This is a genomic window from Acidovorax lacteus, assembly GCF_039540375.1.
Lineage (GTDB): Bacteria > Pseudomonadota > Gammaproteobacteria > Burkholderiales > Burkholderiaceae_C > Acidovorax_G > Acidovorax_G lacteus.
In genome coordinates this window covers 34721-54017 of record NZ_BAABEX010000027.1, presented here as the reverse complement: position 1 = coordinate 54017, position 19297 = coordinate 34721, and the positions used below count along the sequence as shown (strand labels likewise).

The 19297-nt window shown below is 70.9% G+C and carries 17 protein-coding genes; 7 read left to right on the top strand and 10 right to left on the bottom strand.

Annotated features, from left to right (window positions below):
• Positions 1-3: 3 nt before the first annotated feature.
• Complete coding sequence (locus ABD866_RS12180; protein ID WP_425549590.1) at positions 4-2445, bottom strand: LPS-assembly protein LptD; 2442 nt, start codon at positions 2443-2445, stop codon at positions 4-6.
• Between the two features lie 53 nt (positions 2446-2498).
• On the opposite strand from ABD866_RS12180, the gene ABD866_RS12175 reads away from it, so the two are divergent.
• The 3 genes from ABD866_RS12175 to ABD866_RS12165 all read left to right on the top strand — a co-directional run bounded on the left by ABD866_RS12175 (position 2499) and on the right by ABD866_RS12165 (position 5838).
• Positions 2499-3608: an aminoglycoside phosphotransferase family protein gene (locus tag ABD866_RS12175; protein WP_345065335.1), complete on the top strand. Its 1110-nt coding sequence runs from the start codon at positions 2499-2501 to the stop codon at positions 3606-3608.
• 64 nt (positions 3609-3672) lie between these two features.
• Positions 3673-4452 (top strand): 16S rRNA (uracil(1498)-N(3))-methyltransferase, encoded by a 780-nt coding sequence (locus ABD866_RS12170; protein ID WP_345065332.1) that lies wholly within the window; start codon positions 3673-3675, stop codon positions 4450-4452.
• Positions 4453-4677: 225 nt separating this feature from the next.
• Positions 4678-5838, top strand: a complete 1161-nt coding sequence (locus tag ABD866_RS12165) for a GGDEF domain-containing protein (RefSeq protein WP_345065329.1) — start codon at positions 4678-4680, stop codon at positions 5836-5838.
• 19 nt (positions 5839-5857) lie between these two features.
• On the opposite strand, the gene ABD866_RS12160 is transcribed toward ABD866_RS12165, so the two are convergent.
• Together ABD866_RS12160 and ABD866_RS12155 are read right to left on the bottom strand one after the other, a co-directional pair.
• On the bottom strand, positions 5858-6451 hold the full coding sequence (locus ABD866_RS12160; RefSeq protein ID WP_345065327.1) for a DUF3617 domain-containing protein: 594 nt from the start codon (positions 6449-6451) through the stop codon (positions 5858-5860).
• Positions 6452-6622: 171 nt separating this feature from the next.
• Positions 6623-7069, bottom strand: a complete 447-nt coding sequence (locus ABD866_RS12155; protein ID WP_345065325.1) for an IPTL-CTERM sorting domain-containing protein — start codon at positions 7067-7069, stop codon at positions 6623-6625.
• 320 nt (positions 7070-7389) lie between these two features.
• On the opposite strand from ABD866_RS12155, the gene ABD866_RS12150 reads away from it, so the two are divergent.
• Positions 7390-7710 carry a heavy metal-binding domain-containing protein gene (locus ABD866_RS12150; protein WP_345065323.1) on the top strand — a complete coding sequence of 107 codons (321 nt, stop codon included), beginning with the start codon at positions 7390-7392 and terminating at the stop codon, positions 7708-7710.
• Positions 7711-8045: 335 nt separating this feature from the next.
• Positions 8046-9251, top strand: a complete 1206-nt coding sequence (locus ABD866_RS12145; RefSeq protein WP_345065322.1) for an MFS transporter — start codon at positions 8046-8048, stop codon at positions 9249-9251.
• 5 nt (positions 9252-9256) lie between these two features.
• Here the strand turns inward: ABD866_RS12145 and ABD866_RS12140 are convergent, their stop codons facing one another.
• The 4 genes from ABD866_RS12140 to otnI all read right to left on the bottom strand — a co-directional run bounded on the left by ABD866_RS12140 (position 9257) and on the right by otnI (position 14830).
• Positions 9257-10198: an alpha/beta hydrolase gene (locus ABD866_RS12140; protein WP_345065319.1), complete on the bottom strand. Its 942-nt coding sequence runs from the start codon at positions 10196-10198 to the stop codon at positions 9257-9259.
• Between the two features lie 20 nt (positions 10199-10218).
• Entirely contained in the window at positions 10219-11721 is a 1503-nt protein-coding gene (locus tag ABD866_RS12135; protein ID WP_345065316.1) for a M20 family metallopeptidase, read from the bottom strand.
• Positions 11722-11854: 133 nt separating this feature from the next.
• Positions 11855-13855, bottom strand: a complete 2001-nt coding sequence (locus ABD866_RS12130; protein ID WP_345065313.1) for a methyl-accepting chemotaxis protein — start codon at positions 13853-13855, stop codon at positions 11855-11857.
• Positions 13856-14014: 159 nt separating this feature from the next.
• Positions 14015-14830 (bottom strand): 2-oxo-tetronate isomerase, encoded by an 816-nt coding sequence (gene otnI, locus ABD866_RS12125; RefSeq protein WP_345065310.1) that lies wholly within the window; start codon positions 14828-14830, stop codon positions 14015-14017.
• Between the two features lie 132 nt (positions 14831-14962).
• On the opposite strand from otnI, the gene ABD866_RS12120 reads away from it, so the two are divergent.
• Positions 14963-15373, top strand: coding sequence for a MerR family transcriptional regulator (locus ABD866_RS12120; RefSeq protein WP_345065308.1), 411 nt, complete (start codon positions 14963-14965; stop codon positions 15371-15373).
• Between the two features lie 130 nt (positions 15374-15503).
• Entirely contained in the window at positions 15504-16145 is a 642-nt protein-coding gene (locus ABD866_RS12115) for an NAD(P)H-dependent oxidoreductase (RefSeq protein WP_345065305.1), read from the top strand.
• A 29-nt stretch (positions 16146-16174) separates the two neighbouring features.
• On the opposite strand, the gene ABD866_RS12110 is transcribed toward ABD866_RS12115, so the two are convergent.
• The 3 genes from ABD866_RS12110 to metX form a co-directional block, all read right to left on the bottom strand.
• The gene (locus ABD866_RS12110) at positions 16175-17386 is read right to left on the bottom strand and encodes a glycerophosphodiester phosphodiesterase (RefSeq protein ID WP_345065303.1); all 1212 of its coding nucleotides are present in this window, start codon (positions 17384-17386) and stop codon (positions 16175-16177) included.
• Positions 17387-17491: 105 nt separating this feature from the next.
• Positions 17492-18076, bottom strand: a complete 585-nt coding sequence (metW, locus tag ABD866_RS12105) for a methionine biosynthesis protein MetW (protein WP_345065301.1) — start codon at positions 18074-18076, stop codon at positions 17492-17494.
• Entirely contained in the window at positions 18073-19260 is a 1188-nt protein-coding gene (gene metX, locus ABD866_RS12100; protein WP_345065299.1) for a homoserine O-acetyltransferase MetX, read from the bottom strand. The genes metW and metX overlap by 4 nt, the downstream gene beginning before the upstream one ends.
• Positions 19261-19297 lie beyond the last annotated feature (37 nt).

Below are 19297 nucleotides of genomic sequence, written 5' to 3'. Positions count from 1 at the left end.
GGTTCAGTCGTATTGGCTAAAACGGCTGGGCGCGCGCGCGGGCGCGCCCAGGGGCTGGTAGCGGGGCACTTGCTGCTTGAGCGTGTCGAGCGGGCTGGCGCCCAGGCTCAGGCGCGAGAAGCCCACGAACTCGATCTGGAACAGCAGGCGCGTGGTGGCGGTGGTCACGCCGCTTTGCAGGCGTTCCAGCACCACGCGGCCGATCCAGCAGCAGCTGTCGTATTCGACGCCGACCACGGTGTCCACGAGCTTGCGGTCCTGCAGGCTGTAGTTGAGCCGGCCCACCGCATACCAGCGGCCGCCAGCCTTGGCGCGGCTGATGGGGTCGGCACCGGGCTCGGCACCGCCGGTCAGCGGCCACTGCCAGCCCAGGTCCAGCAGCTCGCTGGTGCCGCGCTGCAGGCGGTAGGCGGCGCTCACGGTGCGGTACGGCCCCGGGTGGTAGCGCGCGCCAATCGTCGAGCGGATGGAGCGGCCGGTCTTGGGGTTGTACTGCACGGTCGAATCGACGCCCCAGTCCTGCGTCCACTGCACGCTGCCGCCCACCAGCACGTCGGACAGACGCTCGCTCACGGGCGCGCCGCCGGGCAGGGTCACGGTCTGGTCGGAAAAGCGCAGCCGCTGGGCGATGCCGAAGCGCGCGGCCTCGGCGCCCGTGGCCGGGTCGAGCAGGCGGGTGGTGACGCCCAACGTCAGCAGGTTGTTGTCGGCAATGCGGTCCTGCCCGCCAAACGCGTTCTCGGTGTAGATGGTGGCGAAGTTGAAGTCGTTGGCCGCCGTGTCGTACACCGGCAGCGCGCTCTGGTCGCGCCGGGGCGTGTAGGTGTAGAAGGCGCGCGGCTCCAGCGTCTGCAGCAAGCTGCGGCCCAGGTACTGCGCGTCGCGCTCGAACACCAGCCCGCTGTCGAGGCTGAAGGTGGGCAGCGTGCGCTGCGCGCTGCGCGCGCCGGTGCGCAGCGGGCTGTCAAAGCTGTACGTGGTGCTGTGCAGCTGCAGGCGCGGCGTGACAAACGCCCCAGGCGACAGGAAGGGCCGGCTCACCTGCGCGAGCAGGTAGCTGCGCTGCGCGTTGGGCTGGCCGGTGAGCGCGCGCGCGGCTTCAAAGCGGGTGGTGTCCAGCTCCACGCTCGCGTCCAGGCCCGCGCCCAGGGTCTGCGGGTGGTAGCGCCACTGCAGCTGGGGCATGCGGTCGTAGGGCGGCACGATGGGCGCGGTCGGGTCCTGCAGCGTCTGCCACTTGAGCGTGCGCAGATGCCCGCTGAAGTCGCCCTGTGCCCAGCTGAGCATGCCGTCGCTGGGCAGCAGGCGCTGGCGCAGCGCCTCGGTGGCGCGGCCGAAGTCGCGCCAGTAGTTGTCGTCGCTCACGCGGTTGAGGTTGAGATTCAGCCCCAGGCCGCCCACGGGCGTGTCGAACCGGCCGGTGTGCTGGGCCGAGTAGCTCCAGCGATTGCGGTCGCGCAGGCGGTCGCCGGGCATGTAGTCGCCGCTGATCTGGCCCTGGTAGGTGGGTTCGAGGTAGCGGAATTCGCCGCCCAGGTTGGCACCGCGCTTGGTCATCACCGCCGCACGCAGCGTGGCGTCGCGGTTGGGTGCGATGTTCCAGTAGTACGGCTGCGCATAGGTCACGCCGTCGCGGCTGTCCACGCTGATGGTGGGCGGCAGAAAGCCCGACTTGCGCTTGTCCGACAGCGGAAACGTGAGGTACGGAATCGGCAGCACCGGCACGCCCTTGAAGCGCAGCACCGCGCCTTCGGCCGTGCCCACCTGCTCTTCGTTGTCGATGCGGATGCGCTCGGCGCTGAGCACCCAGTCGGGCTCCCAGGTGCTGCTGTCGTCCTTCTGGCAGGTGGTGTACGAAGCCTGGTGGACGATGGCGCGGTCGCGGTCCAGAAAGTTCACGCGGCTGGCGTCGCCGTGGGCCTGGTTGGCCAGCAAGCGGTAGCGCGCGTCGGTGAAGAAGCCTTCGAACGCCTCCACGCGCAACTCGAGCTGCGAGCCCTCGTACAGGTTGCCCGCCTTGTTGATGCGCACATTGCCGCGGGCCTTGGCCAGGTCATTGGGCAGCGTGTATTCGACGCGGTCGGCACGCAGCACCGTGTCGCCGCGGCGCAGCTCGGCATCGCCTTCGATGACGGCGTTCAGATCGGTCTGGCCGCTGATGCGCTCGCCCGAGACGAACACGGGCATCTGGCTGCGCGCCTCGTTCGGAATCTGTTCCTGCAACTGCGGCGATGCCCGCAGCCGCGGCGGGGCGTCCCAGCCGCTGGCGGCCGGGGCTGTGTCCTGCGCCTGGGCCAGCACCGGCAGGGCCGTGCCCGCCAGCGCCCAGGCCAGCGCGCGCACCAGCGGATGCAAGCGCCCGGGCAGGTCGCGACCGCGGCGCGCCGGGGCGGACGAAGGGGCCAAGGCGGCGGGGCGGCGGGGCGCGGAAGAGGTAGTCTGCACGGGCGTTGGAACAGGGGCCCCGAGGGGGGCGCGTTTGTAGAATCCGATTATCCATGAGCGCCTTCAGCCCCCCCACCGAATCGCCCGCCACCGCAGCCGTTGCCTGGGCCGACCCAGCCCGCGCCGCACACTTTGACGCGTGGCTCGCCCCGCTGGCCGCGCAGCATGGGCTGCTGCCCGCCACGCTGCGCCCGGCATCGGCCGATGCGAGCTTTCGCCGCTACCTGCGCATCGACGACGCGCAGGGCCGCAGCCGCGTGGTGATGGACGCGCCGCCCGACAAGGAAAACTGCCGCCCCTTCGTGCATGTGCAAGGCCTGATGGCCGCGGCCGGCCTGCGCGTGCCCGAGATCCTGGCCTGGGACGAGCCGCTGGGCTTCATGCTGCTGTCCGACCTGGGGCGTGAGACCGTGATCGAACGGCTCGACCCCGCCCGGCCTGAAGCCGCGCACGCCTGGTATCTGCAAGCCGTCGATGCCCTGCTGCTGTGGCAGCAGGCCTCGCGCCCCGACATGCTACCCCCGTACAACGACGCGCTGCTGCGCCGCGAGCTGGGCCTGTTCCCCGAGTGGTACGTGGGCCGCCACCGCGGCATCGTGCTCGACGACGCGCAGCAGGCGGTGCTGGCGCGCAGTTTTGACGCCATCGTGGCGCAGAACCTGTCGGCCCCCAGCGTGTACGTGCACCGCGACTTCATGACCCGCAACCTGATGGTGCCGCCCGAGGGCGCAGCCCTCGGGGTACTGGACTTCCAGGACGCCGTGTACGGCCCCATCACCTACGACATTGCCAGCCTGCTGCGCGACGCCTTCATCAGCTGGGACGAGGAATTCGTCATCGACGTCACCGTGCGCTACTGGGAAAAAGCCCGCCGCCTGGGCCTGCTGGGCGCGAAAAGCGCCAGCGGCTGGGGCGAAGACTTTGGCGAGTTCTACCGCGCGGTCGAATGGATGGGCCTGCAGCGCCACCTGAAGGTGGCGGGCATCTTTGCGCGCCTGACGCTGCGCGACGGCAAGCCCCGCTACCTGGCCGATGCGCCGCGCTTCATCGCCTACCTGCGGGCCACCGCCGCGCGCTACCGCGAACTCGCGCCGCTCTTGCGCCTGCTGCACCAGATCGAAGGCACGCAAGAGGCCGGCGGCTGGGCCTACGGCCGCATGTGACTCCAAGCCAAATTGCCCGTTCGTGCTTATTTAACAAGCACAAACAGCTACCAAAAACATAGCAATGCCCCGATTTCACTGTCCCGTGCTGCTGGCCCCCGGGCTGGAGCTGGACCTGCCCGATGGCGCCGCCCGCCACGTGCAGGTGCTGCGCATGCAGCCGGGCGAGACCGTGACCCTGTTCGGCAGCGACGCCGCCGGTGGCCCCGCGGGCGAGTTTGAGGCCACCATCCTGCGCATGGGCCGCAGCGACGTGCGCGTGCGCGTAGGCGCGCACACCCCCGCCGACCGCGAAGCCCCGCGCACCGTGCACCTGCTGGCCGGCATCACTGCGGGCGACCGCATGGACTGGCTGGTGGAAAAGGCCACCGAACTCGGCGCGGCCAGCATCACCCCGCTGCTGGCCGAGCGCAGCGTGCTGCGCCTCAAGGGCGAGCGCGCCGACAAAAAGCGCGCGCACTGGCAGGCCGTGGCCGTGGCCGCCTGCGAGCAGTGCGGCCGCAACCGCGTGCCCCCCGTGCCCGCCGCGCAAGAGCTGGCCGCATGGGTGCAGGCGCACGGCCCAGCCCCCACCGCCACGCCGACCGACACCGGCACCCCTGGCGCCGCCCCGCTGCGCCTGCTGCTGTCGCTGGGCGACGGCACAGTGCCCCTGGCCCAGGCGCTGCAGGCCGCGCCCGCGCAAGCGCCGGTGGTGTTTCTTTCGGGCCCCGAAGGCGGCCTGAGCCCGGCCGAAGAAGCCTGCGCCCGCGCCGCCGGCTTTGTGCCCGTGACGCTGGGCCCGCGCGTGCTGCGCGCCGAAACCGCCCCGCTGGCGGCGCTGGCCGCCATCACCCTGGCCTGACACGCCCCTGCGCCAGCGCGCGGGCGGGCGGCCCGCTTACCGTCCATCAAGCCCTGGCGGTCTGTGCAGCGCAGCCCCGAGCAGCGCGCGCTGCTGCACGGCCACCGGCGCGGCACATCCCCAGCGTGCACAGGGGCGCGGTGCTCCGTAGAATGGACTGCACACCCCCGCACAAGCACGGGCCGGCGGCCTTCGCGTCTGGCCCCAACGCAGGAGACACCCGCCGTGGACGCACGCCGCGCCTGGCAGCAATGGACCGACTGGGTTCTGACCACCGACCCCGCGCAGCGCCTGCGCCTGTCGATGGCGGGGCTGGCCGCGCTGCTCATGGTGGCCTGCATGCTGGTGATGAACGGTGTGGCCTGGGCGGGGCTCACGGCACGCACCCCGGTGCTGGTGTGGTCGGTGCTGTGCAGCACGGGGCTCGTGGTGGTGTATGTCGCCATCCGCAGTGGCTGGTCGCAGCGCTGTGCCGACCCTTCGCTCACGCTGCCGCAAATTGTGTACGCCATGGCCTGCAACGCCGTGGCCTACACCATTGCCGGGCCCGCGCGCGGCGTCACGCTGCCCATCCTGGCGGTGATCCTCATGTTTGGCATCTTCGGCCTTTCCACCCGGCAAATGCTGGGGGTGCTCGTGTATGGCCTGGTGGCCTTTGGCACGGCGCTGGGCGTGGTGGCCTGGCGCCACGAGGCCGGACATGAACCCGCGCTGGAGATCGCCCACGCCGCGATGATCGTGGTGGTGCTGCTCAGCGGCACCTTTCTTACGACCCGCGTGCAGGCCACGCGCCAGCACCTGCGGCGGCAAAAGCACGAACTGACGCTGGCGCTGGAGCAGATCCTGCGGCTGGCCACGCGCGATGCGCTCACCGGCCTGTTCAACCGCCGCCACATGCTGGAGCTGCTGGAGCGCGAGCTCGGCCGCACCGCCCGCCCGCCCCGCAGCATCGTGCTGGCGCAGCTCGACATCGACCACTTCAAGGCCATCAACGACCAGCACGGCCACGCCGCGGGCGACAAGGCCTTGCAGACCTTTGCCGACGTGGTGAGCGCCAGCGTGCGCCAGAGCGATGTGCTGGCGCGTTGGGGCGGTGAGGAATTCGTGCTGCTGCTGTGCGACACACCGCTGGGCGAAGCGCAGCAACTGCTGGAGCGCGTGCGCACCGCGGTGGCCCAGGCTGCGCCGCGCGATGCGGGCGACGGGGTGGCGTTCACCGTGTCTATCGGCGCTGCCGTGCACACGCCGGGCGAGGCCGCAGAGCGCACCCTGGAGCGCGCCGACCGCGCCCTCTACGCCGCCAAGGCCGCGGGCCGCAACCGCGTCGTGCTCTGCCCGGGCTCGGCGGCGGAATCGGCCACGACGGCGGCACCGCCCCCGGCCTGAGCGGCCACGCGCCCGGCGCTCAGCGCTGGATGGGCTTGAGCGTGCCGCAGTCGGCCGACACCCAGCGGGCTTTTTGCGTCATCTCCATCGTCTCGGCCTTGCCCTGCACCGTGCTCTTCATGCGGTAGCTGCCGGTGTAGGCCTTGGGGCCGTCCATGGTGATCGTGCCCTCGCCGCTCATGGGCTCGGGTTTCTGGCACTGGAACGACATGCGCAGGCTGCTCGGCCCCGTACGCGTAAGGTTCTGCGTACAGCCTTCGCGCTGCGGCACCTGGTCGAGCGCGGCGTCGCGCTCGCTCAGGCAAATGCGCACCGTCTGAGTGCCGCCGCCGCCCTGGCCCATCACCACGCCCTGCTGGGCCAGCATCTGCTCCATCTGGCGGCGCTGCTCGGGCGGCATCGCGGCCAGGCTCTTCTGCATCTCGGCCATGGCCGCCTCCATCTGGCCGCTTTGCGTCTTGAACTGCGACGCCATCTCCCACAGCCCCGGCTGCAGCTTGGTCTGCGCGATGGCAGGCAGCGCCACGCTGGCTAGGCACAGCGTGGCCACAGCCGCAGCCGCCGCAGCAGGGCCGCGGCGGCGCGGCAGGCATTCAGGGGTGATCGGTGGCATGGCGGACTCCTCCCGGCAGTGGTTCATGTGGGGCAGGCCGCATAGGCGGCCGCAGATTCCAGTATCGGCCAAGCGCAGCGGCGGCACCAGAGGGGTGGCGGTGGGGAAGCAAGCGGGATATGGCCCAACCGCGAGGGGCCTTGCGCCGTGCGCAATGGCGTGCCGGTCCCGTCAGCGCTTGCGCCGCAAGCCTGCGACCGCCGCGGCACTCAGAGCCACTCCCGTCAGCACCAAGCCGAGATGCGACAGCGTCGGCACGGGCTGCGCCGCAGGTTGCACTACCGTGATGTTGAACGTCGTGCCGAACCCGGTTTGTGCGACGGTCAGCGCGGTGGTACCGATCGCTGCCAGGGTGAAGGTCTTCGTGGAGCCGATGTTGATGGAGGAAGGCGCCGGGAACGTCACCACGCCCGCTGTCGTGGTGTTGACGAAGCACCCCCCTCCGCCCGCCACCAGGGACTGCACGGTGAAGGTGTCGCCAATGACCCCCGTCAGGTTCTGGGTGAGGTTGGTGCCCGTAGGCCCGCACGACGCCGTGAAGGCCCCCAAATCGGCCGCGTGCACATGGGCTCCGGCCGCAACAAGGGCGCCTGCTGCGATGGCTTTGAGAAAGTGCATGTCAGATGTCTAGGGCAAGTGACGGATGGAACAACGTGCAAGCGACCAGCAAACCTAGGCGCCGATGCCAGTGTAGCCCTTGTGCTGTGACGCCCACCCTGCCCTGCGGGGGCGCGCACCATCAAGGCTGCTGGCCAACGGCCCCTGCCCCAACGCGCAATGGAGGACACCTGCCGTAGTACCCCGCAGCGCCTGGTCACCACAGACCGGCCAATTCGGGCGGCGGGGAGGCAAAAGAGGCACAACCCGACCCCGACACCACTATGGAACACGAGACCGATTTCTAATGAGCAACTCGTCACACCCTCAGGAGTCCCGCCATGCTCGTCACCACCACCCCCACCGTCGAAGGACGCAAGATCACCCAATACCGCGGCATCGTGACCGGAGAGGCGATTCTGGGCGCCAATGTGTTCAAGGATTTGTTCGCAGGCATTCGCGACATCGTGGGCGGCCGGTCGGCCACGTATGAGCGCGAGCTGCAACGCGCCCGCGACATCGCGCTGGCAGAGCTGCAGGAACGGGCCGCCCAGATGGGCGCGAATGCGGTGGTGGGCATTGACCTCGACTACGAGGTGCTCGGCCAGGGCAACGGCATGCTGATGGTGTCGGCCAGCGGCACCGCCGTGGTGCTGGAGTGAGGCTCTGCACGGGCCTTGAGGGCTGGCACCGACCAGGCCCTGATCGCCCGCTTGTGCTTGCCAGCGCTGGGCCAGCACATCAAAAAGCATAGCAAACGGGGCCACGCCACACCGCGCAGCACCGCCTGGCAACGGCAGGCGGCGCCATCCGGCACCGGCAGATGCCACACACCATCGCTGCGGGAAATGTGCGGATCGCCCGCGCAGCACACCGCCCCCCCGCCAGGGGGCGGCCCCGGCCGCGGGCGCACAATGGCGCTGGCTAAGCCCGCCCCGCAGCGCCGCCAGCCCTGACCAGCCCTGGCGGCTGGCCCTGATGCCTGACCGAGCCCCCCATGAACCACAACCTGTGGCTGCTGACCCTGTGCCAGGGCCTATTTCTCACCAACAACGTGGTGTTCATCGCCATCAACGGGCTGGTGGGCCTGCAGCTGGCGCCCTACGGCTACCTGTCCACGCTGCCGGTGATGGGCTATGTGGTGGGCGGCGCGCTGTCCACTCCGCTGGTGGCGCGCAGCCAGGCCCGCTGGGGGCGCAGCGTGTCGTTCCAGATCGGGCTGGGCGTGGCCATGCTGTCGGCCCTGCTGTGCGCGGTGGCGGTCACCACGCGGCAGTTCTGGCTGCTGTGCCTGGCCACGCTGGTGGCGGGCTACTACAGCGCCAACGGGCAGCTCTACCGCTTTGCCGGGGCCGAGCTGGCCGCGCCCGCCGCCCGCGAGAAAGCCATGTCGCTGGTGCTGGCGGGCGGGCTGATTGGCGCGATTGCCGGCCCCAACCTGGCCAACCATTCGCGCGGCTGGAGCAGCGTGCCCTTCGCCAGCACCTACCTGGCGCTGATGGGTGTGGCCCTGCTGGCCTGGCTGTGCATGCGCGCCATCCGGTTTGACGCCCCGGCCAGCGCGGCCCCCACCGCCAGCGCCACGGCCGCCCCCCCGCCGCCTGCAGGCCCGGGCCGCAGCGTGGCGCAACTGCTGCGCGAGCCCGCCTTTGTGGTGGCGGCCATTGGCGCGGCCCTGGGCTATGGCGTGATGAACCTGCTGATGGCCGCCACGCCGCTGGCCATGCAGGTGTGCGGCTACGACTTTGCCGACGCGGCGCTGGTGCTCGAATGGCACGTGATCGGCATGTTTGCGCCGGGCTTTGTCACGGGGCACCTGATCCAGCGCTTCGGGGTGCTGCGCGTGATGGGCGCGGGCGTGGTGCTCAACCTGGGCTGCGTGGCCGTGGCGCTGTCGGGGGTGGAGCTGCACCACTTCACGCTGGCCCTGCTGCTGCTGGGCGTGGGCTGGAACTTCCTGTTCACGGGCAGCACGGCGCTGGCGATGCAGGCCTACCGGCCTGAAGAGAAAGACCGCGCGCAGGCGGCCATCAATTTCGGCGTGTTTGCGACCATGGCGGCCACCTCGTTTGCGTCGGGCGCGCTGGTCACCACGCAGGGCTGGGCCTTGCTCAACCTGGGCTCGCTATTGCCGGTCGCGCTCACGGGCGCAGCGCTGCTGTGGCTGGGCGCGCAGCGCGCCCGGGCCACACGGGGGGCCTGACGCGGTCAGCCCGTGGTGCCGGTGCGGCGGGCGCTGCGCGCAGGGCGGCTGGCCGCGCGCGCAGCGGGCTGCGTGTCGAGCCAGGCGCGCACCCAGGCCTGCAGGCGCATGAACACGGGCCGAGCGTCGGCCTCGTTGAACAGCTCGTGGTACAGGCTTTCAAAGCAATGCGACTGCACCACCGCCGGTGGCACGCTGGCCGCAAACTGTGCGCTGCCAGCAGGGTTCACCAGCCGGTCCTGCCCGGCCCACAGCAGCAGCGTGGGCACAGTCCATTGCGGCGCACAGGCCACGGTCGCAGGGCCCGCTTCGGCAATGAAGCGGGCCAGCCGTCCGCTGATGCGGTCGTGGCACAGGGGGTCGGCCAGGTAGGCGCGCGCCACGGCGGCGTCGTGCGAAAGGTAGTCGGCGTTGAGCCCGTTGCCCACGCGCAAGTCGGGCAGCAGCCGCGGCAGGGTGGAGACCAGCAGCTTCTGCACGGCCGACAGCCCGGCGTCGAAGGCGGGCGACGACAGCACCAGCCCATCGACCGGGCGCAGGCCCAGCGACACGAAGCGCGCGGCCACCAGCCCGCCCATGCTGTGGCCCACCAGTAGCAGGGGCTGGCCCGGGGCCATGCGGGCGCGGGTGGCGTCCACGATGTCGGCCAGGTCGTCGAGCAGGCGGGTGTCGCTGCTCAGCCCGCCGCGCGGGCCGGCCGATTCGCCGTGGCCGTACTGGTCGTAGCCGCGCACGGCCAGGCCGCAGCCGTGCAGCGCCTGCGCCACATGGGCATAGCGGCCCACGTGTTCGCCCAGGCCGTGCACCAGCAGGGCCTGGCCGAGCTGGGGCACGCCCGGGGGCAGGGGCCAGTCCTGCACGGCAATGTTTTCGCCATCGCTGGCGGTGAAGGGGCTCAGCGTGGAGACGGGTGCTTCGGCCGCAGCCGCAGGAAAGGCAGGCGTCATGGCATGCGTCCTGCGCCCGCTCAGGCCGCGGCGGGGGCCGAAGCCGAAGCTGGAGCCGCGTCGCGCGCCATGGCCGCGATCACATGCGCCACCGAGGCCGTGAGCCGCTTGGCGTAGGGCACGTGCAGGAACTCGTTGGGCCCGTGGGCGTTGCTCTTGGGGCCCAGCACGCCGCACACCATCATTTGCGCTTTGGGGAAGCCCGCGCTCAGCATGTTCATGAGCGGAATCGTGCCGCCCTGGCCGATGTAGCCGCAGGGCGCGCCAAAGTGCGCCTGCGAGGCCTCGTGCAGCGCGCGCTCGAACCACGGCGTAGTGGCCGGGGCGTTCCAGCCTGTGGCGGCGCTGGCGGCCTCGAAGGTCACGCGCGCCTGGTAGGGGGCGTTGTCTTCGAGCAGGGCCTTGAGCTCCTGCACGGCCTGCGCGGCGTCCACCAGCGGGGGCAGGCGCAGGCTGAGCTTGAAGGCGGTGTAAGGGCGCAGCACGTTGCCCGCGTCCTGCAGGCTCGGAAAGCCCTCGGCCCCAGTCACGCTGAGCGTGGGCGTCCAGGTGCGGTTGATCAGCGCCTGCACCGGGTCGGTGGTGGTGGGCAGCGCGAAGGTGGTCGAGCCGCCGCAGTCGTAGTGCGCCCAGGGAAAGCGCTTGTACACCTCGTCGCCCAGGATGGCGGCCGTGGCCTGGGCCTGGGCCAGGCGGTCGGCGGGCACTTCGCAATGGAAGCTGGCGGGCAGCAGGCGGCCGGTTTTGCTGTCTTCCAGGCGGTCGAGCACCTGGCGCATGATGCGGAAGGACGAGGGCACGAGGCCCGAGGCGTCGCCCGAGTGGATGCCTTCGGTCAGGATCTGCACCTTGAGCGTGCCGCTGGCCATGCCGCGCAGGCTGGTGGTGAGCCAGAGCTGGTCGTAGTTGCCCGCGCCCGAATCGAGGCACACGACCAGGGCCACGTCGCCCAGGCGGGTGCGCAGCGCGTCGATGTAGGGCAGCAGGTCGCGGGAGCCGCTTTCTTCGCAGGTTTCGATCAGGCCCACGATGCGCGGGTGCGCCACGCCCTGGCGCTTCAGTTCCTGCACGGCGGCCACGCTGGCGTACACGGCGTAGCCATCGTCGGCGCCGCCGCGGCCGTAGAGCTTGCCGTCTTCGTACTTGGGCGTCCAGGGGCCGAGGTCGCTGCGCCAGCCGGCAAATTCAGGCTGCTTGTCGAGGTGGCCGTACATGAGCACGCTTTGCGTCACGCCCGGGGCCGTGCCTTCGATTTCAAAGAACAGCACCGGCGTGCGGCCGGGCAGGCGCACCACTTCGAGCGTGAGGCCGGGCACTTTCTGCGCCTCCACCCAGGCGGCGGCGTTGCGCACCACGGTGTCGAGCAGGCCCTGCTCGGCCCAGTCGGCCGCGAACATGGGCGACTTGGCGGGGATGGCGATGTAGTCGGTGAGCTGGCGCACCAGGTCCTCGTCCCAAGCCTGGCTGACGCGCTGCAGGGCCAGGGCGGGATCAAGGGCGGAGGAAGGAACACGGGCGTTCATGGAGGAAGCTTTCTCGCGGTCGTGGGCGAAGGAAAAGCAGCATTCCATCACAACGCGCGGCCGCATGCCAGCACAGGCTGCGCGCCCCGGCGCACACCGCAGACAGCGGCCCAGGCCTGGTGACGGGGCGGTGTCAGCCGTGCGGCGCAACCAGGGCCGCCGGTGCAGGCCCGGTGGGCAGGGCTGCTGCGGTGGCGCTGCCCACGGGCAGGCGGAACACCTGCACGGCCGTGGCCAGCCGCGTGGCCTGCTCGCGCAGGCTTTGGGCGGCGGCGGCGCTTTGCTCCACCAGCGCGGCGTTCTGCTGGGTCATCTGGTCGAGCTGGTTGACGGCGGTGTTGACCTGGCCGATGCCGTCGGACTGCTCGGACGACGCGGCGGTGATCTCGCCAATGATGTCGCCCACGCGCTGCACCGAGCCCACGATCTCCTGCATGGTGGCCCCGGCATGGCTCACGAGTTCGGCTCCGGACTCCACGCGTTCGACCGAGGTCTGGATGAGCTGTTTGATTTCGCGCGCAGCCTCGGCGCTGCGCTGGGCCAGGCTGCGCACCTCGCCGGCCACCACGGCAAAGCCGCGGCCCTGCTCGCCAGCCCGCGCGGCTTCCACGGCGGCGTTCAGCGCCAGGATGTTGGTCTGGAAGGCGATGCCGTCGATCACGCCGATGATGTCGGCAATGCGGCGCGAGCTTTGGTTGATCTCGCCCATGGTGGTGACCACGTCACCCACCACACGGCCACCGCGCTGCGCCACCTCGGCCGCCGAACCCGCAAGCTGGTTGGCCTGGCGGGCAGCATCGGCCGACTGCCGCACGGTGGCGGTGAGCTGGTCCACGCTCTGCGCGGTTTCGGCCAGGCTGCTGGCGGTGTTTTCGGTGCGGGCCGACAGGTCCTGGTTGCCACTGGCGATCTCGGCGCTGGCGGTGGTGATGCTGTCCACCGCGGTGCGCACCTGCTGCAACATCTGCACGTAGCGCTGGCGCATGCCCTCGACCTCGCTGACCAGGGCACCGATCTCGTCGCGCCGCGTGGTGGCAAAGCCTTCGGTCAGGTCGCCCTGGGCCACCCGGGTAATGGCCTGCGTGAGTTCGCGCAGCGGTTGGCTCACGCCGCGGCGCACCATGAAGAGCAGGCCCACGCCCAGCAGCCCCACGGCCAGCGCCATGAGCGCCCAAACCGCCCAGGTCACGCGGCGCTGGCCGGCCATGGCCTGGTCGTCGGGCACCTCGGCCACCACCCACCAGCCGTCGGCCTGGGTCTTGCGCACCAGCGCCCAGGCGTCGGTGCCCGCGGGCTGCAGCAGCGGCATGGCGTCGCGCACAAAGCCCCCCTCGGCCGCAGCCAGTGCCTCGAGGAAGGGCCTGGCCTGCGGGTAGGCGTCGAGCACTTTCTTGCCGCGGGCCTGCGGGTGGGCCAAAAACACGGCCTGGTCCCACGCGGCACCGGGCGCAATCGCATAGGCGCCGCCGCTGCCAAAAAAGCGCGTTTCGTTGACCTGGCGCTCCAGCATGCTGTCGAAGAGGCCGATGTCGTTGCCAATGAACAGCACGGCCACCACCTTGCCCGCGGCGTCGCGCGTGGGCAGGTAGTAGCCCATGTAAGGCTTGCCCTGCACGCGCGTGCGGCCGATGTAGGGTTCACCGCGGCTGAGCTGGGCATAGGCGGGGCTGGCGCGGTCGAGCGGCGTGCCTTGTTCGCGCTCGCCCTGCGCGTTTTTGACTGAGGTGGTCACGCGGATGAAGTCTTCGCCCTTGCGCGCAAACACCGTGGCCACGCCGCCGGTTTCGGCCGCGAACTTGTCGACCGAGCCGTAGTCGCCATTGACCAGCGCGCCGTAGCTGCGCAGCTCGCCCGCGGCCTCGTCGAGCTGCATGGTGGCCTCGAAGTAGCGCTGGAAGCCCTTCATGGTGAGCTGCACCAGCTCGCGGTTGGCGGCATCGGCCGCGTCCACGGCCTGCGCCAGCGTCTGCGCGGTGTTGCCCACGCTGGCCACCACCTGGGCGCGCGTGCTGCGCTCGGTCAGCACCGCAATCGCCAGGCCCACCAGCACGAGCACGGCCGCCACCAGGGCCAGGGCCGCCAGCGTGACCTGCCGGGCCACCGAACGTTGGGATGTGGGGGTGGCAGCGGGCATGGTGGAGTCTCCTCAGGGTGCGTGGCGGGGCAGCCCGCGGCGGCGTCTGCGCGCGGCGCGTCGGGCTCGGCCCACTCTACGCCCGGCGTCCGTGCCAGCCATCCACGCATTCCCTTACGCAATGCTGCGTAACCCCGGGGCGGCCGGGGCGCACGCGCGTCAGCCCGGCAGCCAGGGCGCGCGCCAGCCCAGCCCGGCGCGCGTGCCCGCGGCCGGGCGGTATTCGCAGCCGATCCAGCCCTGCCAGCCCAGCTGGTCGATCAGCTCGAACAGGTAGGAGTAGTGCAGCTCGCCGCGGTCGGGCTCTTGGCGCTCGGGAACGCTGGCCACCTGGATGTGCGCCACGCGGCCCGTGGGCAGGTAGCGGCGCAGCTTGGTGGCCACGTCGCCTTCGACGATCTGGCAGTGGTACAGATCCATCTGCACCTTCAGGTGGGGGCTGTCCACGGCGTCGAGCAGTTCGTGCGCGTGGTCTTGCCGGTTGAGGAAGTAGCGCGGCATGTCGCGCAGGTTGATGGGCTCGATCAGCAGCGTGCGGCCCGCGCGGCCGGCCTGCTCGGCAGCCCACTGCAGGTTCTCCACGCACAGGCCCTTGAGCGATTCGCGCTCCACGCCCGGCGGCACGATGCCCGACAGCACATGGATGCGGGGGCAGTCGAGCACCTCGGCATCTTCCAGCGCCTGCAGCACCCCGGCGCGGAATTCGGCCTGCCGCCCGGGCAGGGCCGCGGTGCCGCGCTCGCCCTGGTCCCACGCAGCGGCCATGGCCGCGCGGCCCAGGCCCGCGGGCGGGGCGTTGAAGAGCACTTGCTGCAGCCCGTGGGCCTGCAGGCGCGCGCGCAGCGTGCGCGCGTCCCACGCATAGGGAAACAGGTATTCCACGGCCGTGAAGCCGTCCTCCGCCGCGGCCGCAAAACGGTCGAGGAAGGGCAGCTCGGTGTACATCAGGCTCAGGTTGGCGGCAAACTGGGGCATGGCAGCAAGGACAGGCGAACACGGCAGGCCCCGAGCGTACCGCGAAGCGCCGCCGAGGCCCGCGCCCGGCAGCGCCGCCAGAACCATAAGTCAAATCGGCCGCTTGTGCTTACGAAACAAGCACGAGCAGCTATGAAAGATATAGCAATCATGCAAATCGGTGAACTCGCCCGGCTCACCCGCACCACCCCGCGCGCACTGCGCCTGTACGAGGCCCGCGGCCTGCTCGGCCCGGTGCCGCGCCGCGGGCGCTACCGGCACTACCACGCAGGCCATGCAGCCCAGGTGCGGCTGGTGCGCCAGGCCCTGGCGCTGGGCCTGCGCATGGCCGACCTGGCCCGCCTGCCCCAACACACCGGGGCCGATGCGCTGGCCCAGGCCGCCGCGCTGCTGCAGGCGCGGCGCGCCCAGGTGCAACGCGAGCTGCAGCGCCTGCGGGCGCAGGACGATGCGCTGGCCGCGCTCGAACACGCGCTGCTGCACTGCCCTGAGGCCGACCCCACCGGCAAGCGCCCCCTGGCGCTGGACTGCGCACCCGCCTGAGCCTGCACCGGACTCAGGGCCCTGGGCCGCAGCCGCCCACGCCGCGGTGTGCACGGGGTTTGACGATCGCGCTTGACTCTGCCCCATGGGTCAGACGCAGCATGGCGGCATTGCCACTGCTCGCACTGCCATGACCGACACCTCCAGCCCTGCAGAACCCAGCACACAGCCCCCCACACGCATCCTCGTGGTGCTGGGGCATCCCGATGCGCGCAGCCTGTGCGCGGGCCTCGCCCAAGCCTATGCCGCGGGGGCCGAGGTGGGCGGCGCCGCCGTGCGCACGCTGGCGCTGGGCACGCTGCAATTCGACCCGCTGCTGCACGCCGGCTACCGGGGCGCGCAGCCGCTGGAGCCCGATCTGCAGCGCGCGCAGGCCGACATCACCTGGGCCACGCACCTGGTGTTCGTCTATCCGATCTGGTGGGGCGCGATGCCGGCCCTGCTCAAGGGCTTCATCGACCGCGTGTTCCTGCCCGGCTACGCCTTCAAGTACCGCCAGGATTCCCCGATGTGGGACCGGCTGCTGAGCGGCCGCAGCGCCGAACTGCTGGTGACCATGGATTCGCCGCCCTGGTACTTCCGCTGGTTCACGCGTGCGCCCGGGCACCAGCAGATGCGGCGCGCGATCCTGGAGTTCTGCGGCATCCGCCCGGTGCGCATCCGCAGCCTGGGGCCGGTGCGCAGCGCCAGCGACGCCCAGCGCGCCGCCTGGGTGGCGCAGGCGCGTGGCTGGGGCGAGGCCGCAGCCCGCACGCCTCCGAAGCCACGATGAACCGGCCGCGCTGGGTTGTCGACTTCGGTTCAGCGCCGCGCGGCCCAGGCCTGCACGGCAGCGCGGCCGCTGGCCGGGTCGTCGGTGAAGAAGCCGTCCACCCCGGCGCGCAGAAAGGCCAGCGCCTCGGCCTCGGCGTCGCCCCGGCGTGTGCCGTCAGTGGCCGGTGCCGCGCGCAAAGCGGCGGGCAAAAAGGCGTTTTCGGGCCGCAGCGTCCACACATGCACGGCCAGGCCCGCGGCATGGGCATGGCCCACCAGCGCCGTGGGCGTGCCCAGCGCGCCGCCCTGCACGGGCAGCACCAGCGATTTGTGCGGGCCCAGGCCGTCGGCGTAGCGGGCCACCTCGCGCAGGCCTTCGGGGGTGATCAGGTCGGCGTAGCCGCGCGTCTCGGCCGCGCCGCGGGCCACAAAGTCGTACGGGCGGCCGGTGGCCGCCACCAGTTGCACCAGGCGCACGCGGGTGCGCGGGCGCAGGTCCTGCAGGTTGGCCACTTCAAACGACTGGATGAACACCGGCGCGTCGCGGTGGTTCCAGCCGCTGCGCTCCAGCACTGACAGCAGCGCGGGCTCCAGCGGCAGGCCAATCGACTGGAAGTAGCTCGGGTGCTTGGTTTCGGGGTAGATGCCAATGGTGCGGCCCCGGCGGCGGCCCTCGGCCTGCGCCAGCGCGATCACCTCGTCCAGCGTGGGCACCTCGAACTGGCCGTTGTAGGCCACGTTGGCGGGGCGCTGCGCAGGAATGCGCTCGCGCGCCCGCAGGGTCTTGAGTTCGGCCAGCGTGAAGTCTTCGGTGAACCAGCCGGTGATGCTCTGCCCGTCGATGCGCTTGGTGGTCTTGCGCGCCGCGAACTCGGGGCGCTCAGCCACGTCGGTGGTGGCTTCCTTGATCGCGCCGTCGGGCCCGACGATGGCGATGGCGTTCTCGTGCCGGGCCACGAGCACGCCGTCGCGGGTGATAACCAGGTCGGGCTCGATGATGTCGGCCCCATCGTCGATGGCCTTCTGGTAGGCGGCCAGCGTGTGTTCGGGCCGCAGGGCCGATGCGCCTCGGTGCGCGATCACCGTGGGCCGGGGCGGCCACGCGGGTGCGGGCTGAGCGCCAGGCGAGGGCGCGGCCGCCGGCTGGGCGCAACCGGCCAGCCACCAGCCGCCGGCCAGGGCCGCGAGGCAGTGGCGGCGCGGCAGGCCGCGGGCGTGTTCAGCGCTGGGGCCGGGTTGCGTTGGAATGGACGGGGTCATGGCAGGCTCCTGGTGCAAGGTCCACAAGAGTGGGGACGATACGCCACGCGCATGACGCCCGCATGGCGGCCCGCTGTGCCGTTGTGCCGCTGGGGTGCCTGCAGCTCAGGCTCGCTCGAAGTGGAACACCGCCGTGCCCGCGCGCGCGTTGGGCAGCCAGCGCACGGCCTGCCCGCCTTCGAGGCCAAAGGCATCGAGGATGCGCAGGCTGTTCTTGGTGGCCAGCACCTCGAAATCCTTGAAGGTGCCCACGCGGATGTTGGGCGTGTCGTACCACTGGTAGGGCAGGCGGCGCGTGACGGGCATGCGCCCGCGCAGCACCGACAGCCGATTGGGCCAGTGCGCAAAATTGGGGAAGGCCACGATGCCGGTGCGGCCCACGCGGGCGGTCTCGCGCAGCATCACCTCGGCGTTGCGCAGGTGTTGCAGGGTGTCGATCTGCAGCACCACGTCAAAGGAGTTGTCCTCGAACATGGCCAGGCCTTCGTCGAGGTTGAGCTGCAGCACCTGCACGCCCCGCTGCACGCAGGCCAGCACGTTGGCGTCGGCAATCTCCACGCCGTAGCCGGTGCAGCCGCGCTCGCGCTGCAAGTGGTCGAGCAGCGCGCCGTCGCCGCAGCCCAGGTCGAGCACGCGCGAGCCCGGGGGCACTAGGCGGGCAATCGCTTGCATGGCAAAACGGTCGGTCATGCGAACTCCTGGGCAATGCGTTGGAAGTAGGCGCGCATCACCTGCATGTAGCGCGGGTCGTCGAGCAGGAAGGCGTCGTGGCCGTGCGGCGCGTCGATCTCGGCATAGCTCACGCTGCGGCGGTTGTCGAGCAGCGCCTTCACGATCTCGCGGCTGCGCTGGGGCGAAAAGCGCCAGTCGGTGGTGAAGCTCACGAGCAGAAAACGCGCCTGCGCCTGGGCCAGCGCCCGGGTGAGCTGGCCGCCGTGGCGGCGTGCGGGGTCGAAGTAGTCGAGCGCGCGCGTGATCAGCAGGTAGGTGTTGGCGTCGAAGTATTCGCTGAACTTGTCACCCTGGTAGCGCAGGTAGCTCTCGATCTGGAATTCGATGTCCTGCGTGCTGTAGCGGTAGCCCTCGGCACTGGGCGCGGGGGCGTCGCCACTGCTGCCCGCAAAGGGTTGAGCGGCGTCGAGCACCCGGCTGCGCAGCTGGCGCCCGAACTTCTCGTTCATCACGTCGTCACTCAGGTAGGTGATGTGGCCGATCATGCGGGCGATGCGCAGGCCGCGCTTGGGCACCACGCCGTGCTCGTAAAAGTGGCCGCCGTGGAAGTCGGGGTCGGTCACGATGGCGCGGCGCGCCACTTCATTGAAGGCAATGTTTTCGGCCGTGAGGTTGGGGGCGCTGGCCACCACCACGGCGTGGCGCATGCGCTCGGGGTACTGCAGCGTCCAGCTCAGCGCCTGCATGCCGCCCAGGCTGCCACCCAGCACCGCCGCCAGCTGCGTGATGCCCAGGCGGTCGAGCAGCCGCGCCTGGGCATTCACCCAGTCCTCCACCGTGACCACCGGAAAGTCGGCCCCGTAGGTGCGGCCCGTGTCCGGGTGGCGGTGCATGGGCCCGGTGGAGCCAAAGCACGAGCCCAGGTTGTTGATGCCGATGACGAAGAAGCGGTCGGTGTCCACGGGCTTACCCGGGCCGATCATGTTGTCCCACCATCCCTCGCTTTTGGGCTGCCCTTCGTACACCCCCGCCACGTGGTGCGAGGCATTGAGCGCATGGCACACCAGCACCGCATTCGAGCGGTCGGCGTTGAGCGTTCCGTAGGTTTCGTAGGCCAGGTGGTAGTCCCGCAGCTGCGCGCCGCTTTGCAGCGGCAGCACCTCGGGAAAGTGCATGGACTGGGGCGTTGCAATGAAGGACATAGGGCAGACAACCGGGCCCCGGGGGCTCCACCGCCTG

Coding starts and splice junctions, on each gene's coding strand:
- ABD866_RS12175 (WP_345065335.1), top strand. CDS start 2,499: ATGAGCGCCTTCAGCCCCCCCACCGAATCGCCCGCCACCGCAGCCGTT.
- ABD866_RS12170 (WP_345065332.1), top strand. CDS start 3,673: ATGCCCCGATTTCACTGTCCCGTGCTGCTGGCCCCCGGGCTGGAGCTG.
- ABD866_RS12160 (WP_345065327.1), bottom strand. CDS start 6,451: ATGCCACCGATCACCCCTGAATGCCTGCCGCGCCGCCGCGGCCCTGCT.
- ABD866_RS12155 (WP_345065325.1), bottom strand. CDS start 7,069: ATGCACTTTCTCAAAGCCATCGCAGCAGGCGCCCTTGTTGCGGCCGGA.
- ABD866_RS12150 (WP_345065323.1), top strand. CDS start 7,390: ATGCTCGTCACCACCACCCCCACCGTCGAAGGACGCAAGATCACCCAA.
- ABD866_RS12145 (WP_345065322.1), top strand. CDS start 8,046: ATGAACCACAACCTGTGGCTGCTGACCCTGTGCCAGGGCCTATTTCTC.
- ABD866_RS12140 (WP_345065319.1), bottom strand. CDS start 10,198: ATGACGCCTGCCTTTCCTGCGGCTGCGGCCGAAGCACCCGTCTCCACG.
- ABD866_RS12135 (WP_345065316.1), bottom strand. CDS start 11,721: ATGAACGCCCGTGTTCCTTCCTCCGCCCTTGATCCCGCCCTGGCCCTG.
- ABD866_RS12130 (WP_345065313.1), bottom strand. CDS start 13,855: ATGCCCGCTGCCACCCCCACATCCCAACGTTCGGTGGCCCGGCAGGTC.
- otnI (WP_345065310.1), bottom strand. CDS start 14,830: ATGCCCCAGTTTGCCGCCAACCTGAGCCTGATGTACACCGAGCTGCCC.
- ABD866_RS12120 (WP_345065308.1), top strand. CDS start 14,963: ATGAAAGATATAGCAATCATGCAAATCGGTGAACTCGCCCGGCTCACC.
- ABD866_RS12115 (WP_345065305.1), top strand. CDS start 15,504: ATGACCGACACCTCCAGCCCTGCAGAACCCAGCACACAGCCCCCCACA.
- ABD866_RS12110 (WP_345065303.1), bottom strand. CDS start 17,386: ATGACCCCGTCCATTCCAACGCAACCCGGCCCCAGCGCTGAACACGCC.
- metW (WP_345065301.1), bottom strand. CDS start 18,076: ATGACCGACCGTTTTGCCATGCAAGCGATTGCCCGCCTAGTGCCCCCG.
- metX (WP_345065299.1), bottom strand. CDS start 19,260: ATGTCCTTCATTGCAACGCCCCAGTCCATGCACTTTCCCGAGGTGCTG.